The sequence below is a fragment of the Pseudobutyrivibrio sp. UC1225 genome, from assembly GCF_900115215.1.
Taxonomy (GTDB): Bacteria; Bacillota; Clostridia; order Lachnospirales; family Lachnospiraceae; genus Pseudobutyrivibrio.
In genome coordinates this window covers 66,586-88,837 of record NZ_FOVQ01000012.1, presented here as the reverse complement: position 1 = coordinate 88,837, position 22,252 = coordinate 66,586, and the positions used below count along the sequence as shown (strand labels likewise).

Genomic DNA, 22,252 nt, shown 5'->3' with positions numbered 1-22,252 from the left:
CCGTCCAACAGCAGCTTATGGTCACTTTGGCCGTACAGATGTTAAGCTTCCATGGGAGCAGACAGACAAAGCTGAGACATTAAAGAAATATCTTTGCCATATAGAATAGAGAGAGAATACCGTCTGATAAGAGGGTAAAGAGGTCGTTATGAGAAAATTTATTTTTGACTTTATAAAAATAAATATAGTATGTTTCCTTATAGTAATATCGCTTCTTCTATTTGGAAGATTAATTCCATCGAAAAGTATAAATAATGAGTTACAGATTTCTGTGGAACTTTTAAATAAAGAAGGGTTATATCCTAGCACTTACGAGGGATCAAATACAGGTTTTTTTGATAATTGGACAGATGCTATTTCTTTAAATATTATAGCTCTCCAAAACAACTATCCCATAGTACAATCAGCCCTTGGAAATTATTATGTTATAAGGGGCGATGATACTGTTATTTCAGCTTTAAATAAGGCTGTGAATGGATATGATGAAAGCGAAGTAGTTCCTTATGCGAATTATTGGCTTGCAGGGCTTAGTATAATTAAAATACTGCTGATTTTTTTGCCATTAGGAGAAATAAGGCATGTATTGACTGCATGCGTTCTTTTTTTGGCATTCATATATATTATACGAGCATATTTACAAGATAAAGCATTGGCAATTGCCTTCTGTATCTCATTAGGAATTTTTGAAACAATTTACATAAGCGGAAATATAACCGCCTTTTTTGATGTTTTTCTAATGCTTGTGTTTGGTATATACATTTTATGTTGTAGGTTAGGGAAAAACGATAGTAGCGCCGTTAGATTTTTCCTATTTTTTATTAATGGATTCATCACGGTTTCGCTTTGTTATGTTTATGCACCAATGATGGGGCTTGGAATGTGTCTATTATTACTGATGATAAATGATTTCAAAATTGGCATAAATCATGGAAAAGCTCTTAGATATGGTTTCATATCAGTTATAGCATGGTATCTAGGATATGCTATTTCTAGTATAGAAAAAAATATGTTAGCTAAATATATATTGAAAAATGAAAGTGGGATGGAAAAACTTAAGTTTTGGATGGGAAATGCATTAAGTGAAAAACTCCTAGCTTTTATAACACCTATAAAATTTCTTCTAAGTTCAAGAAGCTTTTGGGTTATTTTAATTATAGTGTTAACGATAGTAGTATTACTTATTTTCACAAAAAAAGTACATGTGACAAACTGTGGAACTCAAGATTTTAAAACAGATGTTCTTATCATTTTCATCGCTTTCTTGCCAGCGTTTATTTGGCATACGATTTTATCTAATGCCGTTGGACATGGGTTTTATGTCCATAATTACTTTCCATTAGTTTGTGCAATTTTATACGTTGTATTTAATAAGATTAAATTCAATAAAATTGAAAATTAGACAGACAAAGTTGACATGTTAAAGAAATATCTTTCAAAAATATCTTATGTTATAATTTAGGCAGCCCGTTTGGACTGCCTATTTGTAGGATTAAGGAGCAAAGTAAAGTGAGTAAGAAAAAAAGAGTAATGTGCGTTTTTGGAACAAGACCAGAAGCTATTAAGATGTGCCCACTGGTTCTTGAAATGAAAAAAAGAGAGCTGCTAGATGTAATAGTATGTGTGACTGCTCAGCATAGACAAATGTTGGATCAGGTACTAAATACTTTTGGTGTTGTCCCAGATTATGATTTAGATATCATGAAAGAACGCCAGACTCTTTTTGACATCACAACAAATATTTTAAATGAAATAAAAGATGTTCTTGAAGATGCAAAACCAGATGTGGTACTAGTCCATGGTGATACGTCCACTACATTTGTGACAGCACTAGCATGTTTTTATTTACAGATTCCAGTGGGGCATGTAGAGGCAGGTCTTAGAACTTATAATATATATTCTCCTTATCCAGAAGAATTCAATCGAGAGGCTGTTGGTATTATTAGTCAATATAATTTTGCACCTACTCCTCTAGCGAAAAATAATCTTCTGAAAGAAGGAAAAAATGCTGACAATATATATGTGACGGGTAATACAGTTATTGATGCCATGCAGCATACTGTTAGAGAAGATTATTCACACCCTGAGTTGGATTGGATCGGTAATGACAAAATGATTTTTATCACGGCACACCGACGTGAGAATCTTGGAGAGCCAATGCATAATATGTTTAGGGCTATACGACGTGTACTGGATGAACATACAGATTGCAAAGTAGTATATCCAATACATATGAATCCGATTGTTCGAGAAGCTGCAGAACAAGAATTGGGTGATTGTGATAGGGTACATATTATTGAACCGATTGATGTTTTTGATTGTCATAATTTTGAAGCTAGATCTTTTTTGTGCCTTACAGATTCGGGGGGGATCCAGGAAGAGTGCCCATCGTATGGTGTTCCAGTACTTGTTATGCGAGATACTACAGAGCGCCCAGAGGGGGTTGAGGCAGGCACACTAAGGCTTGTAGGTACGGATGAAGAGAATATTTATAATAACTTTAAACTTTTGTTGGAGGATAAAGTGGAATACGAGAAGATGAGCAAAGCATGTAATCCATATGGGGATGGACATGCATGTGAGAGAATTGCAAATATACTCGAGGGAAAAGTATTTAACGAATGGAATTTGGCTATGGATTATCGTATTAAGTAGATAAGTTTTTATTTATATTTCAATAGATTGATTGATGATTTATAATATTATGAGATTAAAATAAAAAAGGAAAATACACAATGGATAAAAATATAGCAGTGGCTGGCACCGGCTATGTGGGACTTTCGATTGCTACACTTCTTGCACAGCATAATCATGTTATAGCAGTTGACGTAGTCCCAGAAAAGGTGGAGTTAATTAACAACAAAAAATCTCCGATTGTAGATACAGAAATTGAGGATTACCTTGCAAACAAAGAATTGGATTTAGTAGCTACATTAGATGGTAGGACTGCATATAGGGATGCAGAATATATAATTATTGCAACACCAACAAATTATGACAGTGCCAAGGATTATTTTGATACTTCTGCAGTTGAGGCTGTTATAGAACTTGTTCAGGAAGTGAATCCTAATGCATACATGGTAATTAAGTCTACAATCCCTGTAGGTTATACAAAGAGAATTCGAGCTAAGATGGGTTCAGATAAGATTATTTTTAGCCCAGAGTTTCTTCGCGAGTCAAGAGCTCTATATGATAATCTATATCCAAGCCGTATTATTGTTGGAACAGATGAATCGGATGTCGATTTAACAAGAGCTGCAAAAGAATTTGCAAGTCTTCTAAAAGAAGGTGCGCTTAAGGATGATATTGATACCCTAATTATGGGATTTACAGAAGCTGAGGCTGTAAAACTTTTTGCAAACACCTATCTTGCACTCCGTGTTAGTTATTTTAATGAGTTGGATACTTACGCTGAAACAAAGGGACTTGATACACAGGCGATAATTAAGGGAGTCTGTCTGGATCCACGAATATCTGATCAATATAATAACCCATCATTTGGGTATGGCGGATATTGTCTACCTAAAGACACAAAACAGCTATTAGCAAATTATAACGATGTACCACAGAATCTTATAAGTGCAATTGTTGAATCAAATAGAACCCGAAAGGATTTCATAGCTGATCAGGTGCTTAACAAGGCTGGATATTATAGTTATAAGGATTCAAATCAGTATAACAAGGATTCTGAGAAGGAAGTTACGATAGGTGTTTACAGACTTACTATGAAGTCAAACTCAGACAACTTCCGACAGTCATCTATTCAAGGCGTTATGAAGCGTATTAAGGCAAAGGGGGCAACAGTAGTAATTTACGAGCCAACTCTTGAAGATGGTACAACCTTTTTTGGTTCACGTGTAATTAATAATCTTGATGAATTCAAAGCTATAAGTAGTGCTATTGTGGCTAATCGATATGATGTATGCCTTGATGATGTGAAGGATAAAGTATACACACGTGATGTTTTCGAACGAGATTAATATAGAGGTAAGATATATATGCAATATGAAAATAAAGAATGGGACATAGTAATTAGTCCGACAAGAAAATGGTATGATTTACGCTTGAATGAGGTGTATAAATATAAAGACTTAGTAGGATTGTTTGTAAAGAGAAGCTTTTCAGCGCAATACAAGCAAACAATACTTGGCCCATTATGGTTTATTATTAATCCGTTGATTACAACTATTATCTCAACAATTGTTTTTGGTAATATAGCAGGCATTTCATCTGATGGAGTGCCATATTTTCTTTTTTACCTATGTGGCTATACATTATGGAACTATTTTGCAACATGTGTCAATGAGACATCAAATACATTTATAGCAAATGCTTCTATTATGGGAAAAGTCTATTTTCCAAGACTGACGATGCCGATTTCATCGGTAGTATTCGCAGCAATTAATATGATAATTATTTTTGCGATGTCATTAATAGCTATGTTGGTATACAAAATGCAAGGTTATGATATTCATACAACAGTATTTGTATGGATTTTACCTATTCTAATGATACAAACAGCTATATTGGGACTTGGTGTAGGTATTATAGTATCTTCTTTAACAACAAAATACAGGGATCTTAGGATACTTGTTAGTTTCGGTGTGACTTTGTGGATGTACATAACACCAGTTGTTTACCCTATTACTGATGTAACAGGTACTTTAAAAACAATTATTTTAATAAATCCTATGTCTGCAGTAATACAAAATTACAAATATGCATTGTTGGGGATAGGGACCTTTGAGGGACTGTATTGGGTTATAAGTGTAGTTATGACAGCCATTATATTTTTATTAGGAGTACTATTGTTTAATAGAGTGGAAAGTACTTTCATGGATACAGTGTAGAAAGGTTATATGTAAATGTCAGAAACAGTAATTAAAATAGAAAATCTCAAGAAACAATATACTCTTGGAGCTATCGGCGGGTACACCCTTACACAGGAGCTTAATTCATGGTGGGCTAAAGTTAGAGGAAAAGAAAACCCATATAGTATTATTGGTGAGGATACAAGCAAATATGGCGAGAAATTCAATGCTTTAGATGGCATTAATTTGGAAATAAAAAAAGGTGAGACTGTAGGGGTTATTGGAACCAATGGTGCGGGCAAGTCTACATTATTGAAAATTCTTTCACGTGTCACAGCACCAACAGAAGGTACTGTCTGTATAAATGGTCGAATAACTTCTATGCTAGAAGTCGGCACGGGATTTCATCCAGAATTGACTGGACGAGAGAATATATATATGAATGGCGCCATTCTTGGAATGACAAAAGCTGAAATAGATGAGAAGATTGAAGAAATCATAGAATTTTCGGAGTGTAGACAATTTATAGATACACCCGTCAAAAGATATTCTTCAGGAATGTATGTGAAACTGGCTTTTTCGGTGGCAGCACACTTAGATTCAGATATTATGATTATGGATGAGGTGTTGGCTGTAGGTGATGTTAAATTTCAAAAGAAATGTCTTGGTAAAATGGAAGACGGAGCTCATGTTGAAGGTAAAACCGTTTTGTATGTTAGTCATAACATGGCTACAATACGTCAATTATGCTCTAGATGCGTGGTTTTAAATCACGGAAGGATAATTTATGATGGAGATGTTGAAGAAGCGATACGAATATATTCTGGCATTGATAATATGACATATCCAGTGAATTATGATATGAGTGAAGTGAAAAGACCATCATTTGACCATGGTTCGCAATTTAGATTGACTTCTTTAAGATTTATGGAAAAGGAAGCTGCAATGTATCTGACCGGAGAGAAGATGAAATTGCAGTTTGCGTGGACAGCAAAAAAGAGATTTGATAATCTGCATTTATTGATAACAGTAATGACATTAGATGACCAAATAGCCGGTTCTTCATATTCAGAGATGTTCACATCAACAACAATTGATGAAGAAAATGTTATTCAGTTCGAGTTTAACATCGAAAATTTGGTCGAGGGTACATATAAAATGATATTGGATGTACAAGAAATAAATGAGTTTGGATCATATACTTCATTTGACCATCCGCTGGTATATCCAACATTCATAGTCGGCCGAAGCGAAGATCAAGATGGACCATCATGGCCTAGTCGATATTATGGTTTGATACGAATGAATAAATTGACAATAATATAATAAAAATATCAGAGGTATGGGATGATATTAGCGATTAATTACGCCAATGATAAATATAAGGTTTCTCAAAAATATAATTCCAAGACTGCACTAAGAAATGGTGCTGATAAAGTGGTTGAATACTCTCCAAGTAGCATAGATGGTTTGTTTCGGAAAGAAAATGAAGAAATAATGTCTGCTATAAGAGGGGATGGTTATTGGTTGTGGAAACCATATATTATTTTAGATGCTTTAGATAAGGTGAAGCAGGGGGATTATGTGATTTACGCAGATTCTGGTTCGGCTTATGTTAACAACATAAAAAAGCTAATAGCATCGTTGGAATTGAGTAAGCAAGATATAATGATTTTTTCTTTATCTAAAAAAGAAAAATATTATAGTAAAAGAGATGCATTTGTTTTGCTGGATTGTGATTTTCCTGAATACTATGAGAGTCCACAGAGAATAGGCACCTATATTTTGTTGAAAAAGAATTCTAATTCGGTAGCATTTGTTGAAGAATGGCTGAAATATTCGCAAGATAAAAGAATTCTTACTAATGACGATAACGTAATGGGATTAGATAATTACAGTGGCTTTATTGAAAATAGACATGATCAAACCGTGCTCAGTCTACTGTCAAAGAAGCATAATCTTATGCCATTTCGAGACCCTTCACAATATGGTTTCGAAGAAGGATATAGTGAAGTGGTTGGGGAAGATGTGATTAAGAGAAGTAGTTACCCCCAGATATTTGATTCTCATAGACTTCCAACATGTTCTCATTTTTATCAGTTAACATATAGAAAATGGTATAGATGGTTTAATCCGCAAGTATCGCCATTATTTTTCTTATATAGAAGAGTAAAAGCATTTAGGATAAAGTGATTGGTGAAAAGATGATAAATATAGCATTCGTGGATTGGTGGCAGGGATTTAATAAGGAAGAAAATTTTATAACTAACACGTTGAGAGAACTACAAGTTGACTTTTCTGTAATAGACAGTAAGCAGAGAATAAAGGAAGTTGATTTTGTTTTTTGCTCTTTAATGGGAAATGATTTTTTGGAATACGATTGTCCGAGAATTCTTTTTGTGGGTGAAAATTGTATTCCTGATTTTAATTTATATGATTATGGAATTGGATTCGCCAGAATGGAGTTCGCTGACAGATATATCAGATACCCTCTATATGCTGCATATTATAGAGATGCATGCAAGAAAGCAAGTGGGAGAACATCCATAACAGATGATGAGATAGCTGCAAAAAAGTTTTGTGCCATGGTAGTCTCAAATGGAGATAATACTGATGGGTACAGAGAAAAACTTTTTGATGAGTTGTCTAAAAATGAAAAAGTAGATTCAGGTGGAAGATATAGAAATAATATAGGAAAACCAGAGGGGGTTGAAAATAAGAACCGTTTTCTGAATGGATATAAATTTTCTTTGGCGTGTGAAAATACTAATGCACCAGGATATATTACTGAGAAAATTGTAGAAGCATATGCTGCTGGAACAATCCCGATTTACTGGGGAGCTGGCGATGTAGTTGAGGATTTTAATGAAAAGGCATTTATAAACTGCAATGATTTTATGTCTGAGAAAGATGTTGCTGATTATGTTATAAAAATAAACAATGATGATAAATTATACAGGGAAATATATGAGCAGCCATTATGGAAAGATGGATGGGACGAAATCTCTGAGCTAGATAATACATTTAAGTCATGGTTGTATAGTATTGTGACACAGGACAAGAATCAATATTTTAGGAGAAATAGATGCGGTTGGACTAAAACTTATGAGAATGACAGATTAACTACTATCAATATATATAAAAAATATGGTGGCATTGCACATTCAAAATTTAAAGATAGAATGATATCTATTGTAAAAATATTAGTTGATGCCAAAATGAAGTAGGGTATCAGTTAGTTGCAGAAAGGGAATAGATGAAAAAAGCATTAATTACAGGAATAACAGGTCAGGATGGTTCGTATCTTGCTGAGTTTTTGTTAGAAAAAGGATATGAGGTACATGGTATCCATAGACGTAGTAGTATTTCTAATATGGGAAGAATTGAGCATATTTTAGATAAGATTACCCTACATGATGGTGACTTATCGGATAGTAGTTCCCTTATCAGAATTATCAATTTGGTTAAACCTGATGAAATATATAACCTTGCTGCACAGAGCCATGTGCAGGTTAGTTTTGATGTTCCAGAGTATTCAGGTGATGTAGATGCTCTTGGTGTTCTTAGAATACTTGAAGCTGTTAGAATACTGGGGTTAACTGATAAATGTCGTGTCTATCAGGCTAGCACAAGCGAGCTTTATGGAAAGGTTGAAGAAGTACCTCAGAAAGAGACTACACCATTTCACCCATATAGCCCATATGCTGTTGCAAAACAGTATGGTTTTTGGATCACAAAGGAATACAGGGAAGCATATGGAATGTTTGCTGTAAATGGAATTCTTTTTAATCATGAATCGGAGCGTCGCGGTGAGAATTTTGTAACAAGAAAGATAACTCTTGCAGCAGGTAGAATATCAGAGGGATTGCAGGATCACTTAGAGCTAGGAAATATGGATAGCCTTCGTGACTGGGGTTATGCAAAGGATTATGTAGAATGTATGTGGATGATTCTTCAGCATGAGACACCTGAGGATTTCGTGATTGCTACTGGGGAGCAGCATACTGTAAGAGATTTTACAGAGAAAGCATTTGCATGTAATGGAATGACTATTAGATGGGAAGGCACCGGTATAGACGAAAAGGGATATGATGCTGAAACAGGAAAGCTTTTGGTATCTGTAAATCCTGAGTGGTTTAGACCAACAGATGTTGATAATCTTTGGGGAGACCCAACAAAGGCTAAAACTGTGCTGGGATGGAACCCACAGAAAACATCCTACGAAGAGCTTATTCGTATTATGGCAGAGCATGATAGAATACTTGCAAAACGAGAAAAGGCAATGAATATAGATTAATTGCAGGAAGCAAAGAAAATGGAAAAGAATAGTAAAATTTATGTTGCTGGACATCGAGGAATGGTAGGTTCAGCTATAGTTAGAGAACTTAAGAGACAAGGATATACAAATATCATCACTAGAACCCATGCAGATCTTGATTTAAAGAATCAGAAAGATGTGCAGGAATTCTTTGAGCAAGAAAAACCTGAGTATGTATTTTTAGCAGCCGCGAAGGTTGGTGGAATTGTGGCAAACGAATCAGCATTGGCTGATTTTATGTACGATAATATGATTCTTGAGATGAATGTAATTAATAGTGCATGGAAGAACGGATGTAAGAAACTGGAGTTTTTGGGAAGTTCATGTATTTATCCAAGAATGGCACCACAGCCAATGCCAGAAAGCTGTTTATTAACTGGAGAACTTGAAAAGACTAATGAAGCATACGCATTAGCTAAGATATCGGGATTAAAATATTGCGAGTTTCTTAATAGACAGTATGGAACAGATTATATTTCAGTTATGCCGACAAATCTGTATGGTCCTAACGATAACTATCATCCAGAGCATAGCCATGTTTTACCAGCGTTAATCAGACGTTTTCATGAGGCTAATGAGAGTGGAGCTGAGAGCGTTACATGCTGGGGTGATGGTTCTCCATTAAGAGAATTCTTATATGTTGATGATTTGGCTAATTTGTGTGTTTTCCTTATGAATAATTACAGCGGTAACGAGACTGTAAATGCTGGCACAGGAAAAGAATTGACTATAAAAGAATTGACTGAATTAGTTGCAAAGGTAGTTGGATATACAGGGGAGATTAAATGGGATACGACAAGACCAAATGGTACTCCTAGAAAATTATTAGATGTCAGCAAAGCAGAAAAGCTCGGTTGGAGATATAAAACTGAGTTAGAGGATGGAATTAGACTTGCTTATGAGGATTTTCTTAATAATCCAATGAGAGCAGAACGATAACAGGTGAATAATAATGAATATAATTCTTTTATCTGGTGGTTCCGGGAAACGATTGTGGCCACTTTCAAATGACATAAGATCAAAACAGTTTATAAAATTATTTAAAAATGGTGAAGATTATGAATCAATGGTTCAAAGAGTTTATCGCCAGATAAAGAATGTAGATAATGATGCTACTGTTACTATAGCTACAAGTAAGACACAGGTATCAGCTATCACCAACCAGTTAGGAAATGATGTTGGAATATCTGTGGAGCCATGTAGAAGGGATACTTTTCCTGCTATAGCATTGGCGACTGCCTATTTGCATTATGTACAGGATATATCGCTGGATGAGGAAGTGGTTGTTTGTCCTGTGGACCCTTATGTAAATGAAGATTATTTTGAAGCATTAAAAAAATTATCTGCACAGGTAGAAAAGGACGAAGCTAATCTGGTGTTGATGGGCATTCAGCCTACATACCCTAGTGAAAAGTATGGATATATTATTCCTACTGATAAAGGTGAGGTTTCTGTAGTTTCCATGTTCAAAGAGAAACCTACCAAGGATGTGGCAGAGGAATATATTAAGCAGGGAGCATTGTGGAACGGTGGAGTTTTTGCCTATAGAATAGGGTATGTCTTAGAACGTGCACATGAGCTTATTGATTTCACAGATTATGCAGACCTGTACAGCAAGTATGAATCATTAACAAAAATTTCTTTTGATTATGCTGTTGTAGAAAAGGAAGAAAAGATACAGGTTGTTAGATTTGCAGGTGATTGGAAAGATTTAGGTACTTGGAATACTCTGACTGAGGCCATGCCTGAGTATGTGGTTGGAAATGGCATTTTAAATGAAACCTGCGAAGATGTGCATATCATAAACGAAATGGATGTACCTATTTTGGCAATGGGATTGCATGACGTGGTAATATCTGCCAGTCCTGAGGGTATATTGGTTTCTGATAAGGAGCAAAGCTCATATATTAAACCTTTTGTAGATGCAATAGATCAAGAGGTAATGTTTGCAGAAAAGTCTTGGGGAAGCTATAAGGTTCTTGAGGTGGAAGACGAAAGTCTCACCATTAAGGTTACTTTAAATGCAGGTCACTCCATGAATTATCACAGCCATAAATACAGAGACGAGGTGTGGGTTGTAATTAGTGGAAATGGACGCACTATTGTGGATGGTATGGAACAGACAGTACGAGCGGGTGATGTTATAACCATGAGTGCTGGATGCAGGCATACTGTTTTTGCTGATTCAGAACTAAAATTGATTGAGGTGCAGCTAGGAAAGGAAATTTCTGTCGAAGACAAACAGAAATTTGATTTGGAATACTAATGAATAAACCATTTTTGCTTAAGCCTGCTGCTAAAGATTATCTTTGGGGAGGAAATAGGCTAAACGAAGAATTTGCTAAAGAAATCGATGCCGAGCCATTGGCAGAGACTTGGGAATGCAGCACTCATCCAGATGGATTGAGTGTTGTTTCTACTGGAATTTTTTATGGAAAATCTTTGCATGAAGTATTGAGTGAGCATAAGGAATATTTGGGAACACACCCATTGGCAACTTTTCAGCAAAGTGCTGCTGGACAGTTGCCTATTCTTATAAAGTTTATAGATGCCAATAAGGATTTATCTGTTCAGGTTCATCCTACAGATGAATATGCGGGTAAAAATGAAGACGGACAGCTTGGAAAAACAGAAATGTGGTATGTACTCGATGCTAAGCTGGGGGCATCATTAGTATATGGTCTGAGTCAGAGTGTTGCTCGAGAAGAGATGGAAATAGCACTGGATAAAGGGGATGTAGAAAAATATCTTCAAAAAGTACCCGTAAAAAAAAATGACGTGTTTAATATTGAAGCCGGTACTATACATGCCATTGGAGCAGGTGTGCTTGTGGCAGAGATTCAGGAAAATTCAAATTTAACATATCGCTTATACGATTATGACCGTACTGATAAAAATGGAAAAAAAAGAGAACTTCATATAAAAAAGGGACTAGATGTTGCTGATTTAAACAAGGCGACTGAACCAAGACAACCACTTCGTGTTTTAAGATATCAGCAAGGGGTGGCAAGGGAATTACTTAGTCGATGCAAATATTTTGAAGTGTATAGAATGATTGTAAATACCGAGCGTAGACAGAAAGTAACATTTAAATCAGATGAACTTAGTTTTAGAGTGTTATTGTGCGTCAATGGCTGTGGAACAATCAGTTTTGAAGAAGAACAGTTGCAAATATATAAAGGGGATTGTTTGTTTATTCCGGCTGATTCTGTGGAAATGAGATTACATGGAAAGATGCAATTCCTTGATGTCAGATGCTAGGAGAATATATGGATTATAAGTTAGAGTATAAAAATTGGTGTGAAAAAGCGATTGATGATGATTTACTTAATGAGCTAAATCAGATGAGCGAGCAGGAAGTTGAAAATTCGTTTTATAGAAATCTTGCATTTGGTACAGGTGGACTCCGAGGTGTGATTGGTGCGGGCACCAATAGGATGAATGTATATACTGTGGCAAAAGCTTCTCAGGGATTAGCAAACTATTTGCTTAAATGTTATGGAGGTAATGCAAGTGTTGCCATAGGTTATGACAGCAGAATTAAAAGTGATGTATTTGCAAAGGTTTCAGCGGGTGTCTTTGCTGCTAATGGTGTAACGGTATATATATGGCCTGAACTTTTGCCAGTACCAACGGTTTCATATGCAGTTCGCTATTTGAAAACATCAGCTGGAGTTATGATTACAGCGTCACATAATCCGTCAAAATATAATGGATACAAGGTATATGGTGATGATGGCTGTCAGATAACTACCGAAGCAGCAGCTGATATTTTATCCGAAATAGAAAAGCTTGATATTTTTGAAGACGTACAAAAAGGCTCTTTTGATGAGGGAATATCTTCTGGAAGGATTACGTACATTGATGAAGAAGTACTAAATGCTTTCATTGAAGAAGTTAAGAATCAATCAATGTTAAAGGGTTCAGATATAAAGATTAACAAAGACGTAGCCATTGTGTATTCACCACTTAATGGTACAGGATTGATTCCTGTTCTTCGTACACTAAAGGAGAGTGGATACACCAATATTACAGTTGTTTCTGAACAGGAAAAGCCTGATGGAAACTTCCCTACTTGTCCATATCCTAACCCAGAGATAAAAGAAGCTATGACTTTGGGAATGGAATATGCAAGAAAGTATAATGCAGACTTATTACTAGCTACGGATCCTGATTGTGACAGAGTTGGAATAGCCGTCAAAGATGTAAAGGGGATTCGTGGAAAAGCTGGAGAATACGTTTTGTTATCTGGAAATGAAACAGGAATTCTTTTATTAGATTACATTTGCAGCAGAAGAATTGAAGATGGTACTATGCCACAGAATCCAGTGATGGTAAAGACTATAGTTACATCTGATATGGCTACACAAATAGCAGACAATTATGGTGTACAGACTATAGATTGTCTTACAGGGTTTAAGTTTATTGGTGAACAGATTGGACTCTTAGAGTCAAAAGGTGAAGAAGACAGATATATCTTTGGAATGGAAGAGTCCTATGGTTATTTGACTGGTGGTTATGTTCGAGATAAAGATGCTGTAGATGGGGCATTCATGATTTGTGAAATGTTTGCTTATTATGCCACTAAAGGTATCGGTTTAATTGAAAAATTAGAAGAATTATATCAAAAATATGGGTATAGACTAAATACTCTACATTCGTATGAGTTTGATGGTGCAGCTGGTGCAGAAAAGATACAGAAGATAATAACACAGTTTAAAGGCAGTATAAGTTCATTTGGAGGGAAAGCAGTAGCAAAGTTAATTGATTACTCTAAAGGTGTGGATGGACTTCCAAAATCCGATGTGCTTAAGTTTATCTTAGAGGATAATTGTTCTTTGGTAGTAAGACCATCTGGTACTGAGCCTAAGATTAAGTTTTATGTTTCTGTTTCAGCTGAGTCTATGGAAAGTGCTTCAGTAATAGAAGAGGACATTGTAAATGAATATTATAGTTATTTCGCATGAGTATCCTCCGATTGGTGGAGGTGGAGCTAATGCTTGCTTAAATTTAACCAAAGAGTATATTGAAAAAGGTAATAATGTGGATATTATTACAACCTGGTTTGAGGGTCTTTCTGAGTTTGAGGAAAAGAATATCGGTAGTGGTATACTACGCATTTATAGACTTAAAAGCAGAAGGGCTCACCTTGAACATTGTAGTTTTAAAGAGATGCTGGATTATCTCATAAAAGCATTTTCATTTTCCAAAAAACTTGTAAACGAGAAAGAGGCTATAGGCCAGAAATACGATGTGTGTCAAATATTTTTTGGAATACCAAGTGGCCCAGTTGGGCTGTATTTAAAGAGACGGTACAAGATTCCTTATGTTATAAGGTTTGGTGGAGGAGATATTCCAGGTTTTCAAGATCGGTTTTCATTTGTATATAAAGTGATTGGTCCATGTGTTAAGATTATATGGAGGAATGCAGATGCTTTGGTTGCAAATAGTGAGGGATTAAAATTTCTTGCTTATGATTTTTGCGACAAATATCCTGTAAAGGTTATACCAAATGGAGTAGACACTGCATATTATTATCCGAATGAAAACGGCATTCTGATAGGTGACGAAGTAGTATTGTTATTTATCTCAAGATTGATTGAAAGAAAAGGATTGCAGTATATTATTCCGAGTCTAAATAAAATTGAAGAACAATCTAGTAGAAAGATTAAGCTTCTCATTGTAGGGGATGGACCATATCGTTCTGAGTTAGAAAGCTTGTCAGAGAAGTATGGTGCTAGAGATAAGATAGAATTCGTTGGACAAAAGAACAAAGATGAATTATTGCAATATTATCAACAGGGAGATTTATTTGTGTTTCCTTCAAAAAAAGAGGGGATGCCCAATGCTGTTTTGGAGGCAATGGCATGTGGGTTACCTGTAGTGATGAGCCCATGTCAGGGAAGTAAGGAATTAATAAATGGAAATGGTATAGTTGCTAATTCTGATTTGGAATGTTTTGATGAGTACATTATAAAGTTATTACAATCTTCAGATGAGAATATAAAAAGGATGGCAGCTATTAGCAGAAAACGTGCCGAAAATGAGTTTTCATGGTCAAATGTTGCTGATGAATATTTGAAGATTTTTAAAGAAAACATTTGCCAGAAATGAGATTAGAAGAGAAATAGGGTTGGTTTATACGATACATTGCAGCTTTTTCTACAAAAATATACGATAACATACAATCGTAAATTCATTAGCGTGTAGTAAACAGCATTCTAATACATAATATTACACAAGAAAGGTTTAATTTATGCAATTTAACACATATGAGTTTGTGTTCTTTTTTTTACCATTTACGGTAATTCTATATTTCATCGCAAATAAAATACAAATAAATTTAGGTAAACTTGTATTAATAGGTGCAAGTATAATTTTTTACTCATATGGACGAAGCAATATGCTCGCATATTTTGGAATAAGCATATTGATAAACTATTGTTCAATATTAGTTATTCGTTATGTGAAAATGAACCCCCAAATTATTACTGGTTTTACGGTAGCAACAAATATTGTTTTATTGTTGTATTTTAAATATTTTAATTTTCTTTTTGAAAATATAAATATGCTTTTTGGGAAAAATTATGCTGAGAGAGATATAATACTTCCTCTCGGTATTTCTTTTTATACATTTCAGCAGATATCATATGTGGTAGCTTTTGCACGTGGAGAGTTGGAAGAATATGGAATAATAGACTATATGGCTTATATTTTATATTTTCCCAAATTGATTATGGGTCCACTAGCTGATCCGTTGGTTTTTATTCAACAATTAAATGATAAACAAAGTAAAAGTATAAACTTTGATAATATTGCATGCGGCATAAAATTATTTAGCTTGGGATTAATAAAGAAAGTGTTATTAGCGGACACTTTCGCTAAGGCTGTTACTTGGGCGTATTCGAATGTTGATAGTATTACATCAATGGATGGTTTATTGTTGATGCTATTTTATACATTTGAAATATATTTTGATTTTAGTGGATACAGCGATATGGCAGTGGGAATTTCGCTGATGTTAAATATAGAATTACCAATAAATTTCAATTCTCCGTACAAGGCTATTTCAGTAAGAGATTTTTGGAAAAGATGGCATATTTCATTAACTCAGTTTTTGACTAAGTATATTTATATCCCGCTTGGAGGTTCAAGAAAGGGGATAATTAGAACATATGTTAATACATTGATTGTTTTTTTAATAAGTGGTTTATGGCATGGGGCAAATTGGACATTTATTTTATGGGGGTTATTACACGGAATATTAAGTTGCTTTGATAGAGTAGCAGACAGGTTCACTACAAAAGTATTTAAACCTATTAGATGGATATGTACGTTTATTACGACAAGTATTCTATGGTTGTTGTTTAGTGCAGAATCGGTTGAACAATGGAAAAGTATTTTGATAAAGACCATTGTGATGCAAGATAAAGCGATTAGCAGGGGACTTATTGACTCATTTTATCTGATAGAGAGCGAGTTTGTATATAAACTAATTCACTTAGACTGGCTTATAGTAGATAGATGTGCGATAAATATGATCCTATTTATGATAGTTTCAAGTATTATATGTTTTATTCCAAAGAACAATTATGTTAATAGAAGAAAATTAACGATATCTACATTGGTATTGGCTACGATTGGATTTGTTTGGGGAATATTATGTCTTGGAACAGAGTCGACATTTGTATATTTTGGATTTTAGATAGAGGCGTATATGAAAGCAAAAAAATGGTTGAAATATTGGGTGCTAACGGTAAGTATTCTTTTAGGGAGTATTAGTTATAGCGTAGTGTCAATTGATCCTTTTTTTCATTACCATAAACCACGTGTAAATGAATATTACTATCCACTGAATAATCAACGCAGTCAAAATGACGGTATAATAAAAAATTTTGATTATAACGCAATGATTACAGGCACTTCGATGACCGAGAATTTTAAAACTTCCGAAATGGATAATATATTTGGATGCAGTTCAATAAAAGTATCATTTTCTGGAGCATCTTACAAAGAAATAAATGATAATGTAGAGCGAGCTCTAAATGCTAATAAAAATCTCAAAATAATTGTTAGAGGAATTGATGGAACCGCTTTCTTTTCGGATAGCAATTATATGCGTTCGGATTTGGGGGAGTACCCAGAATATTTATATGATGATAATCTGCTGAATGATGTTAACTATTTATGGAATAGGGATGTGATTTTTGGCAGAGTTTACAATATGTATAATGATAGTAAGGAGGAAGGATTTGTCCCAGGTATAACATCATTTGATGAATATAGCAATTGGCAAAAGTCTTTTGATTATGGTATTGAGGCGGCTGGTCACGGCTTTGAAGTAAATCCAAAAGCAGAAGAAAGTCATTTGAGTCAGGAAGAAAAAGAGATAATTAAAGAGAATATAGAAAAAAATTTAATTAGCGTTCCAGATAAATATTTGGATGTAGATTTTTATTATTTCTACACACCATATAGCATTTTGTTTTGGAATGATTTAAATAACAATGGATTATTGGTTAAGCAGATTGAAGCGGAAAAATATATAACAGAATTATTGTTGCCTCATAAAAATATACATCTTTTTTCATTTAATTCTAGAACGGATATTATTACGGATTTAAATAATTATAGAGATGCTTTGCATTATGCTGAGTGGGTTAATAGTTTGATTCTAAAATGGATGCACGAAGGAAAATATCAACTCACTCGAGAATCATGTGAAGAATATTTCAGAAACGAAAAGGAATTTTTTACAAATTTTGACTATTATACAATTGAAAATCAAACTGATTATGAGGATGATTATTATGCTGGCGCACTATTGAATCAGGAATTGACAGGTATAAAACCAGTTGACGTACTTAATGATGATAGATTCACTTACGAATTATCAGATTCTTTGATAATAGATAATGAGGGAATTAAAACAGGTGTAGACTGTTTTGGTACATTGGGTAGAAATCCAATGGATGAAGATTTATCAACATACCTTAAAGATAGTAAATACATAGGATTAAAGTTCAATATAAATAAAGATAGGTATACTAGATATTTGTGCTTTAAGGGACAAAAGATAAAGGATCATGGTTCATTAGCTGTTTGTGTATACAATAGTGAGGGGGATTGTGTTGATAGTAAAGCGATAGAGTATTATGACATGGATTCTGACGTGCATACTTATACTATAAAATTACCGGACGGAAGTGATACGTTAACAATCATAATGAATGGTGGTTATATTGACAATACTGGAAGTATAGATTCAAATTATCAATTTAGTGATATATTTTTGTATTAAAATTTGACCTATTATATAGAACAGAAGAACAAAGATGTTTATCAGGGAGTAGAAATGGCAAAATTCAGCCTAATGTTAAATAAATATAAAGTGCCTTGTTTTGGAGCTGTAATCCAATGGTTTATAACTATAATGTTACATATCGATAAGCATATCTTTGTATATGAATCTAGAACATATTTAACATATATAATTAGGATATTATATTTATTATTTTTACTAATAGTATGGTGCTATTGTTATTTTTTTATAAATAAATTGTTAGCTGATGATGAACTATATAAAAGAGGTGCCATAATTTTTAGTATATATTTTATCATTGTGATGGGTATGTTATTGGTTTTGTGGCCAGGTACTTGGTCGTGGGATGACATAATAATGCTACGATCAATACTAGGCTATACGACAGTTTATCCTTGGCAACATTTTTTAACTGGGATATATCAAGATGTGTTGTTACAATTAATTCCTCATCCAGGAGGTATTATTCTTTTACAAAATATTTTTATATCTGTATGTGTAGCTTTTTGTATAGTAAAGTTGGAAAAATGTTGTTGCCTTCGACCTATCAAAAATGTTTATATTGATATAATTGTTAAACTAATTCCATTTGTTACACCGCCAGTTTTATTATATCAATTCTCAGGATATAGAATGGGCTTTTATGTATATCTGGAATTAGTTATGCTAGTAATCCTTATTAGTGCTCAGAAAGAAATAGAGGAATGGACATGGATATATTGTTTTTTCTTTGCACTTATTACTTCAATTGTTGCTTGTTGGAGAACAGAATCTATATTATATTTGATATTTGCTCCTTTTTTTATAATGTTTATAAATACTAATGTATTGCCATTAAAAAAGAAAATTATATGTGTGACAATTATATTGATAACATCTATATCAATTAATAAAGTACAAAGTCTATGTTTAGGTAATGATAATTATAACATTATGGCCATGATGGGTCCCTATGCTGCTGTCGTTTTGAGTGCAGATGAAGAAGATGATGAAGAACTAGAGATTCTTAATAAAGTGATTGATGTAGATGCCATAAATATGAACTCAGATTTGTCAGGAGAAGCTCTTTATTGGTCTGTTCGAGCTTATAGGGATCAATACACAAAAACAGAGTTTAATAATTCCATCAAGGCGTTTATCAAGTTATTCTTTAAATATCCAAAACCTGTGTTAGAAGAAAGATGGAAATTGTTTTTAAAAGCGACTGGAATGACTGGTGAGACATGGGGGATAAATGATTATAGCATAAGTCTGTTTGATGAAAAAGATGAAATAAATGCGGAGAACAGGGAGTTTTTAGAAAATAAAGGATATGTCCCAATAGATGTAAGATGCAGAAAAATTTTGATTAATATTTTATCGTGTAAAACCATTTATGGTTCACAGATAAAGTTATTGAGAATTTTAGTGTGGAATGCGTGGATTCCTATCATCATTTTATTGTTTTCATGGGTAAGTTTTCTAAAACAAAAACAATATTATTATGTATTGCTTTCTTCAGCTGTGATAATTAGGATACCTATTGTATACTTTACTGAACCAGCCGGCTGGATTATGTATCTGCTGTCATTTTATTTTCTAGGGTATGTACTCTTGATATATAAAATACTTATTAGATGGGGAAAAAATTATGAATAAATGCATTAGCAATAAATTGAAATTTTATAATTGGATTTTAACAATTGGAGTGGTAGCTTATCATTCCAATTTGAATTCAGGATATGATATTTCAAATACAATTTTAAATGTTAAAATACTTAACGTATATAATGAAATTATAAGTATCCTCGGCATTTTTGTTATGTATAATTTTTTCTTTTTGTCTGGATTTTGGTTTTGGAGAGGCATTTCAACAATTCACGATGTTAAAAAAAAGTATTTAAAAAGGGTTTACACTGTGTTACAGCCATACTTGATGTGGACCATTGTAATATTATTATTTGAACGCATATTCAGTTATAATAATGTTTCGACAATAAATTTTAGGAGCCTTTGTGACATTTTCTTTTTGGATCCTATAGATGGTCCATTATGGTACTTGTTGGCATTAATGATTATTCAAAGTTTTTCGCCAATAATATATTTTATATCAAAGAATAAAAAAATATTTATAATATTTACAATGTTTATTATCTGTTATATTTCTTTGCGTATAATGGGGTATGTGCCAACCATAATTGCATTTAATAATTGGTGGTGGTATGGTCATATGATATGTTATCTTCCATCATATTTTTTAGGAGCATTGGTAGGTTTATATTATAGCGATATTATCTTAAAGCGAGAATATACAAACAAAATTTGTTTGTTATTGGGTTTGTTATTGATTTGTATTTCCATAACATTCAAATATGTAATTATGAGAGGTGGTAGCAATTATATTATTGAGCTTATATCGATGAATATTTTATCAATAGGTGGATGGCTGATAATAGATGCTAGAAGATTTGAAAAGGATATTCCAAAGATAATTGATAGTAGTTTTTACGTATATGCTACACATAGTCCAATATTTATTCCAGTAACAACAGTTATATTAACAAAGATGCTTCAAGGAATATGCGTTAATAGCATAGAAATGATTATCATAAAGTTAATTCAGGTAGCACTAGTTATCGTCGGAGGATACATAACCAAAATGCTCTTTAACATTATCTTTTCTGAGAGATTATATTTTGGATTCTCAGGTGGCAGAGGACTATAAGAGAGCATAATATTTTGCTCTCTTATAACCTAAGTGTAATGTTTTCAGCCGAAATTCCAAAAAAATTTTCTACATGCCAACCATCAGTTTAGTAATCTTATATTTGCCGAAGAAATGCTTGGCAAAAAAGTATGGAATGAAAAATGCAACTGAAAAGTTAGCGATAAATATTATTACTGGATTATATATGTGAAATACTATTGGCAATAAATTTCTAGTGACAAAAATACACATTGAATTAAATAGATACATTTGGAGCGAATAAGGACCAAATCTACTAAATACTTTATCTACAAATGTATTCTCACAAAAAGTTATAGATAGAACTAAGCCTATAATTGCTATAATAGTTGCAAAGGCTCTATAGCGAATGTATTCAGGATTTCTAGTAATAAAGGTACATAAAATGCATAACACAAAGCTTATTACAAATATTATAGGTAATAAGCTTTTTTTGATTTTGTTGTATTGGAATTTGAAACCAATTCTATATAATAAAGTTCCTAAATGAAAAGCTAGCATATAATAGGTTGCTTCATTTATCACTAAAAAATCTATTCCAGCAATGCTGTCTGAAACAGCAAGCCCTACAATAAGAGCAGTAAGAATATATATTGAATAATTCTTTTTGCCGAAAAGAAGATAATATAGCTGATATGTTATAAAAATAAAAAATAAAGCCATTAGAAACCAATATACTCCACCAGAAAACAGAATGTCATTGATGGACTCAGGAATACTTCTCTTTTTATTTACGGCATTTGAAAAAAGAGCTCTTGGTACCATATCTATCAAATTGAAAATATAGTAAGGAATCATCAAATGAATGAATTTCTTTTTTACAAAATGCAGATATTGGCTAAAGGATTCAATTCTTTCTGGTTTTAGACAATATCCAGCCACAAAGAAAAATACATACATATTATAATTCCAAAAGAAATCATGAATAAATGATAAAATATAAATCTGGGTTATATCAACAGGTTGAATTGTTTTTGAATGTCCAAAAACGACCATAAATATTCCGAATCCACGAAGAGTATCAATTTGCCTAATTCTTCTGTTGGTTGGGTTCATATTCATTCCTCCAAGAGTAAATA

General features: G+C 33.5%; 18 protein-coding genes. 17 read left to right on the top strand and 1 reads right to left on the bottom strand.

The genetic code is table 11. The features are described from left to right. Positions 1-148: 148 nt before the first annotated feature. The 17 genes from BMZ41_RS12945 to BMZ41_RS12865 all read left to right on the top strand — a co-directional run bounded on the left by BMZ41_RS12945 (position 149) and on the right by BMZ41_RS12865 (position 21,152). Positions 149-1,399, top strand: coding sequence for a hypothetical protein (locus tag BMZ41_RS12945; RefSeq protein WP_090530306.1), 1,251 nt, complete (start codon positions 149-151; stop codon positions 1,397-1,399). Positions 1,400-1,527: 128 nt separating this feature from the next. Further along, a complete protein-coding gene (gene wecB, locus BMZ41_RS12940) occupies positions 1,528-2,652 on the top strand; it encodes a non-hydrolyzing UDP-N-acetylglucosamine 2-epimerase (protein WP_090530315.1) in 1,125 nt (374 codons plus the stop codon). Positions 2,653-2,732: 80 nt separating this feature from the next. Then, positions 2,733-3,977 (top strand): nucleotide sugar dehydrogenase, encoded by a 1,245-nt coding sequence (locus tag BMZ41_RS12935; protein ID WP_090530304.1) that lies wholly within the window; start codon positions 2,733-2,735, stop codon positions 3,975-3,977. 18 nt (positions 3,978-3,995) lie between these two features. Beyond that, positions 3,996-4,847 carry an ABC transporter permease gene (locus BMZ41_RS12930; RefSeq protein ID WP_090530301.1) on the top strand — a complete coding sequence of 284 codons (852 nt, stop codon included), beginning with the start codon at positions 3,996-3,998 and terminating at the stop codon, positions 4,845-4,847. Positions 4,848-4,862: 15 nt separating this feature from the next. Then, the gene (locus BMZ41_RS12925; protein WP_090530298.1) at positions 4,863-6,134 is read left to right on the top strand and encodes an ABC transporter ATP-binding protein; all 1,272 of its coding nucleotides are present in this window, start codon (positions 4,863-4,865) and stop codon (positions 6,132-6,134) included. Between the two features lie 21 nt (positions 6,135-6,155). After that, complete coding sequence (locus BMZ41_RS12920; protein ID WP_090530295.1) at positions 6,156-7,001, top strand: hypothetical protein; 846 nt, start codon at positions 6,156-6,158, stop codon at positions 6,999-7,001. Between the two features lie 11 nt (positions 7,002-7,012). Further along, positions 7,013-8,035, top strand: a complete 1,023-nt coding sequence (locus tag BMZ41_RS12915; RefSeq protein ID WP_177184232.1) for a glycosyltransferase family 10 domain-containing protein — start codon at positions 7,013-7,015, stop codon at positions 8,033-8,035. A gap of 29 nt (positions 8,036-8,064) precedes the next feature. Beyond that, on the top strand, positions 8,065-9,105 hold the full coding sequence (gene gmd, locus BMZ41_RS12910) for a GDP-mannose 4,6-dehydratase (protein ID WP_090530289.1): 1,041 nt from the start codon (positions 8,065-8,067) through the stop codon (positions 9,103-9,105). A gap of 18 nt (positions 9,106-9,123) precedes the next feature. Continuing rightward, the gene (locus BMZ41_RS12905; RefSeq protein WP_090530286.1) at positions 9,124-10,065 is read left to right on the top strand and encodes a GDP-L-fucose synthase family protein; all 942 of its coding nucleotides are present in this window, start codon (positions 9,124-9,126) and stop codon (positions 10,063-10,065) included. A gap of 13 nt (positions 10,066-10,078) precedes the next feature. Continuing rightward, complete coding sequence (locus BMZ41_RS12900; protein WP_090530283.1) at positions 10,079-11,392, top strand: sugar phosphate nucleotidyltransferase; 1,314 nt, start codon at positions 10,079-10,081, stop codon at positions 11,390-11,392. Then, entirely contained in the window at positions 11,392-12,387 is a 996-nt protein-coding gene (locus BMZ41_RS12895) for a type I phosphomannose isomerase catalytic subunit (protein ID WP_090530281.1), read from the top strand. The genes BMZ41_RS12900 and BMZ41_RS12895 overlap by 1 nt, the downstream gene beginning before the upstream one ends. A gap of 8 nt (positions 12,388-12,395) precedes the next feature. Next, positions 12,396-14,093 (top strand): phospho-sugar mutase, encoded by a 1,698-nt coding sequence (locus tag BMZ41_RS12890; RefSeq protein ID WP_090530278.1) that lies wholly within the window; start codon positions 12,396-12,398, stop codon positions 14,091-14,093. Next, entirely contained in the window at positions 14,068-15,240 is a 1,173-nt protein-coding gene (locus BMZ41_RS12885) for a glycosyltransferase family 4 protein (protein WP_090530275.1), read from the top strand. The genes BMZ41_RS12890 and BMZ41_RS12885 overlap by 26 nt, the downstream gene beginning before the upstream one ends. Before the next feature lie 142 nt (positions 15,241-15,382). Next, a complete protein-coding gene (locus tag BMZ41_RS12880) occupies positions 15,383-16,831 on the top strand; it encodes an MBOAT family O-acyltransferase (protein WP_090530272.1) in 1,449 nt (482 codons plus the stop codon). Between the two features lie 12 nt (positions 16,832-16,843). Continuing rightward, complete coding sequence (locus tag BMZ41_RS12875; RefSeq protein ID WP_090530269.1) at positions 16,844-18,427, top strand: hypothetical protein; 1,584 nt, start codon at positions 16,844-16,846, stop codon at positions 18,425-18,427. A gap of 54 nt (positions 18,428-18,481) precedes the next feature. Next, positions 18,482-20,086, top strand: a complete 1,605-nt coding sequence (locus BMZ41_RS12870) for a hypothetical protein (RefSeq protein ID WP_090530266.1) — start codon at positions 18,482-18,484, stop codon at positions 20,084-20,086. Next, positions 20,079-21,152 carry an acyltransferase family protein gene (locus BMZ41_RS12865; RefSeq protein WP_090530262.1) on the top strand — a complete coding sequence of 358 codons (1,074 nt, stop codon included), beginning with the start codon at positions 20,079-20,081 and terminating at the stop codon, positions 21,150-21,152. The genes BMZ41_RS12870 and BMZ41_RS12865 overlap by 8 nt, the downstream gene beginning before the upstream one ends. Before the next feature lie 69 nt (positions 21,153-21,221). Here BMZ41_RS12865 and BMZ41_RS12860 read toward each other — a convergent pair whose 3' ends face one another. Continuing rightward, a complete protein-coding gene (locus tag BMZ41_RS12860) occupies positions 21,222-22,229 on the bottom strand; it encodes an acyltransferase family protein (protein WP_177184231.1) in 1,008 nt (335 codons plus the stop codon). Positions 22,230-22,252 lie beyond the last annotated feature (23 nt).

What these genes read in the sequence shown, in the direction of transcription:
- BMZ41_RS12915 (WP_177184232.1), top strand. Translation starts at nt 7,013, where the DNA reads ATGATAAATATAGCATTCGTGGATTGGTGGCAGGGATTTAATAAGGAA.
- gmd (WP_090530289.1), top strand. Translation starts at nt 8,065, where the DNA reads ATGAAAAAAGCATTAATTACAGGAATAACAGGTCAGGATGGTTCGTAT.
- BMZ41_RS12930 (WP_090530301.1), top strand. Translation starts at nt 3,996, where the DNA reads ATGCAATATGAAAATAAAGAATGGGACATAGTAATTAGTCCGACAAGA.
- BMZ41_RS12920 (WP_090530295.1), top strand. Translation starts at nt 6,156, where the DNA reads ATGATATTAGCGATTAATTACGCCAATGATAAATATAAGGTTTCTCAA.
- BMZ41_RS12885 (WP_090530275.1), top strand. Translation starts at nt 14,068, where the DNA reads ATGAATATTATAGTTATTTCGCATGAGTATCCTCCGATTGGTGGAGGT.
- BMZ41_RS12860 (WP_177184231.1), bottom strand. Translation starts at nt 22,229, where the DNA reads ATGAACCCAACCAACAGAAGAATTAGGCAAATTGATACTCTTCGTGGA.
- BMZ41_RS12865 (WP_090530262.1), top strand. Translation starts at nt 20,079, where the DNA reads ATGAATAAATGCATTAGCAATAAATTGAAATTTTATAATTGGATTTTA.
- BMZ41_RS12905 (WP_090530286.1), top strand. Translation starts at nt 9,124, where the DNA reads ATGGAAAAGAATAGTAAAATTTATGTTGCTGGACATCGAGGAATGGTA.
- BMZ41_RS12935 (WP_090530304.1), top strand. Translation starts at nt 2,733, where the DNA reads ATGGATAAAAATATAGCAGTGGCTGGCACCGGCTATGTGGGACTTTCG.
- BMZ41_RS12925 (WP_090530298.1), top strand. Translation starts at nt 4,863, where the DNA reads ATGTCAGAAACAGTAATTAAAATAGAAAATCTCAAGAAACAATATACT.
- BMZ41_RS12880 (WP_090530272.1), top strand. Translation starts at nt 15,383, where the DNA reads ATGCAATTTAACACATATGAGTTTGTGTTCTTTTTTTTACCATTTACG.
- BMZ41_RS12875 (WP_090530269.1), top strand. Translation starts at nt 16,844, where the DNA reads ATGAAAGCAAAAAAATGGTTGAAATATTGGGTGCTAACGGTAAGTATT.
- BMZ41_RS12895 (WP_090530281.1), top strand. Translation starts at nt 11,392, where the DNA reads ATGAATAAACCATTTTTGCTTAAGCCTGCTGCTAAAGATTATCTTTGG.
- BMZ41_RS12900 (WP_090530283.1), top strand. Translation starts at nt 10,079, where the DNA reads ATGAATATAATTCTTTTATCTGGTGGTTCCGGGAAACGATTGTGGCCA.
- BMZ41_RS12945 (WP_090530306.1), top strand. Translation starts at nt 149, where the DNA reads ATGAGAAAATTTATTTTTGACTTTATAAAAATAAATATAGTATGTTTC.
- BMZ41_RS12890 (WP_090530278.1), top strand. Translation starts at nt 12,396, where the DNA reads ATGGATTATAAGTTAGAGTATAAAAATTGGTGTGAAAAAGCGATTGAT.
- BMZ41_RS12870 (WP_090530266.1), top strand. Translation starts at nt 18,482, where the DNA reads ATGGCAAAATTCAGCCTAATGTTAAATAAATATAAAGTGCCTTGTTTT.
- wecB (WP_090530315.1), top strand. Translation starts at nt 1,528, where the DNA reads ATGTGCGTTTTTGGAACAAGACCAGAAGCTATTAAGATGTGCCCACTG.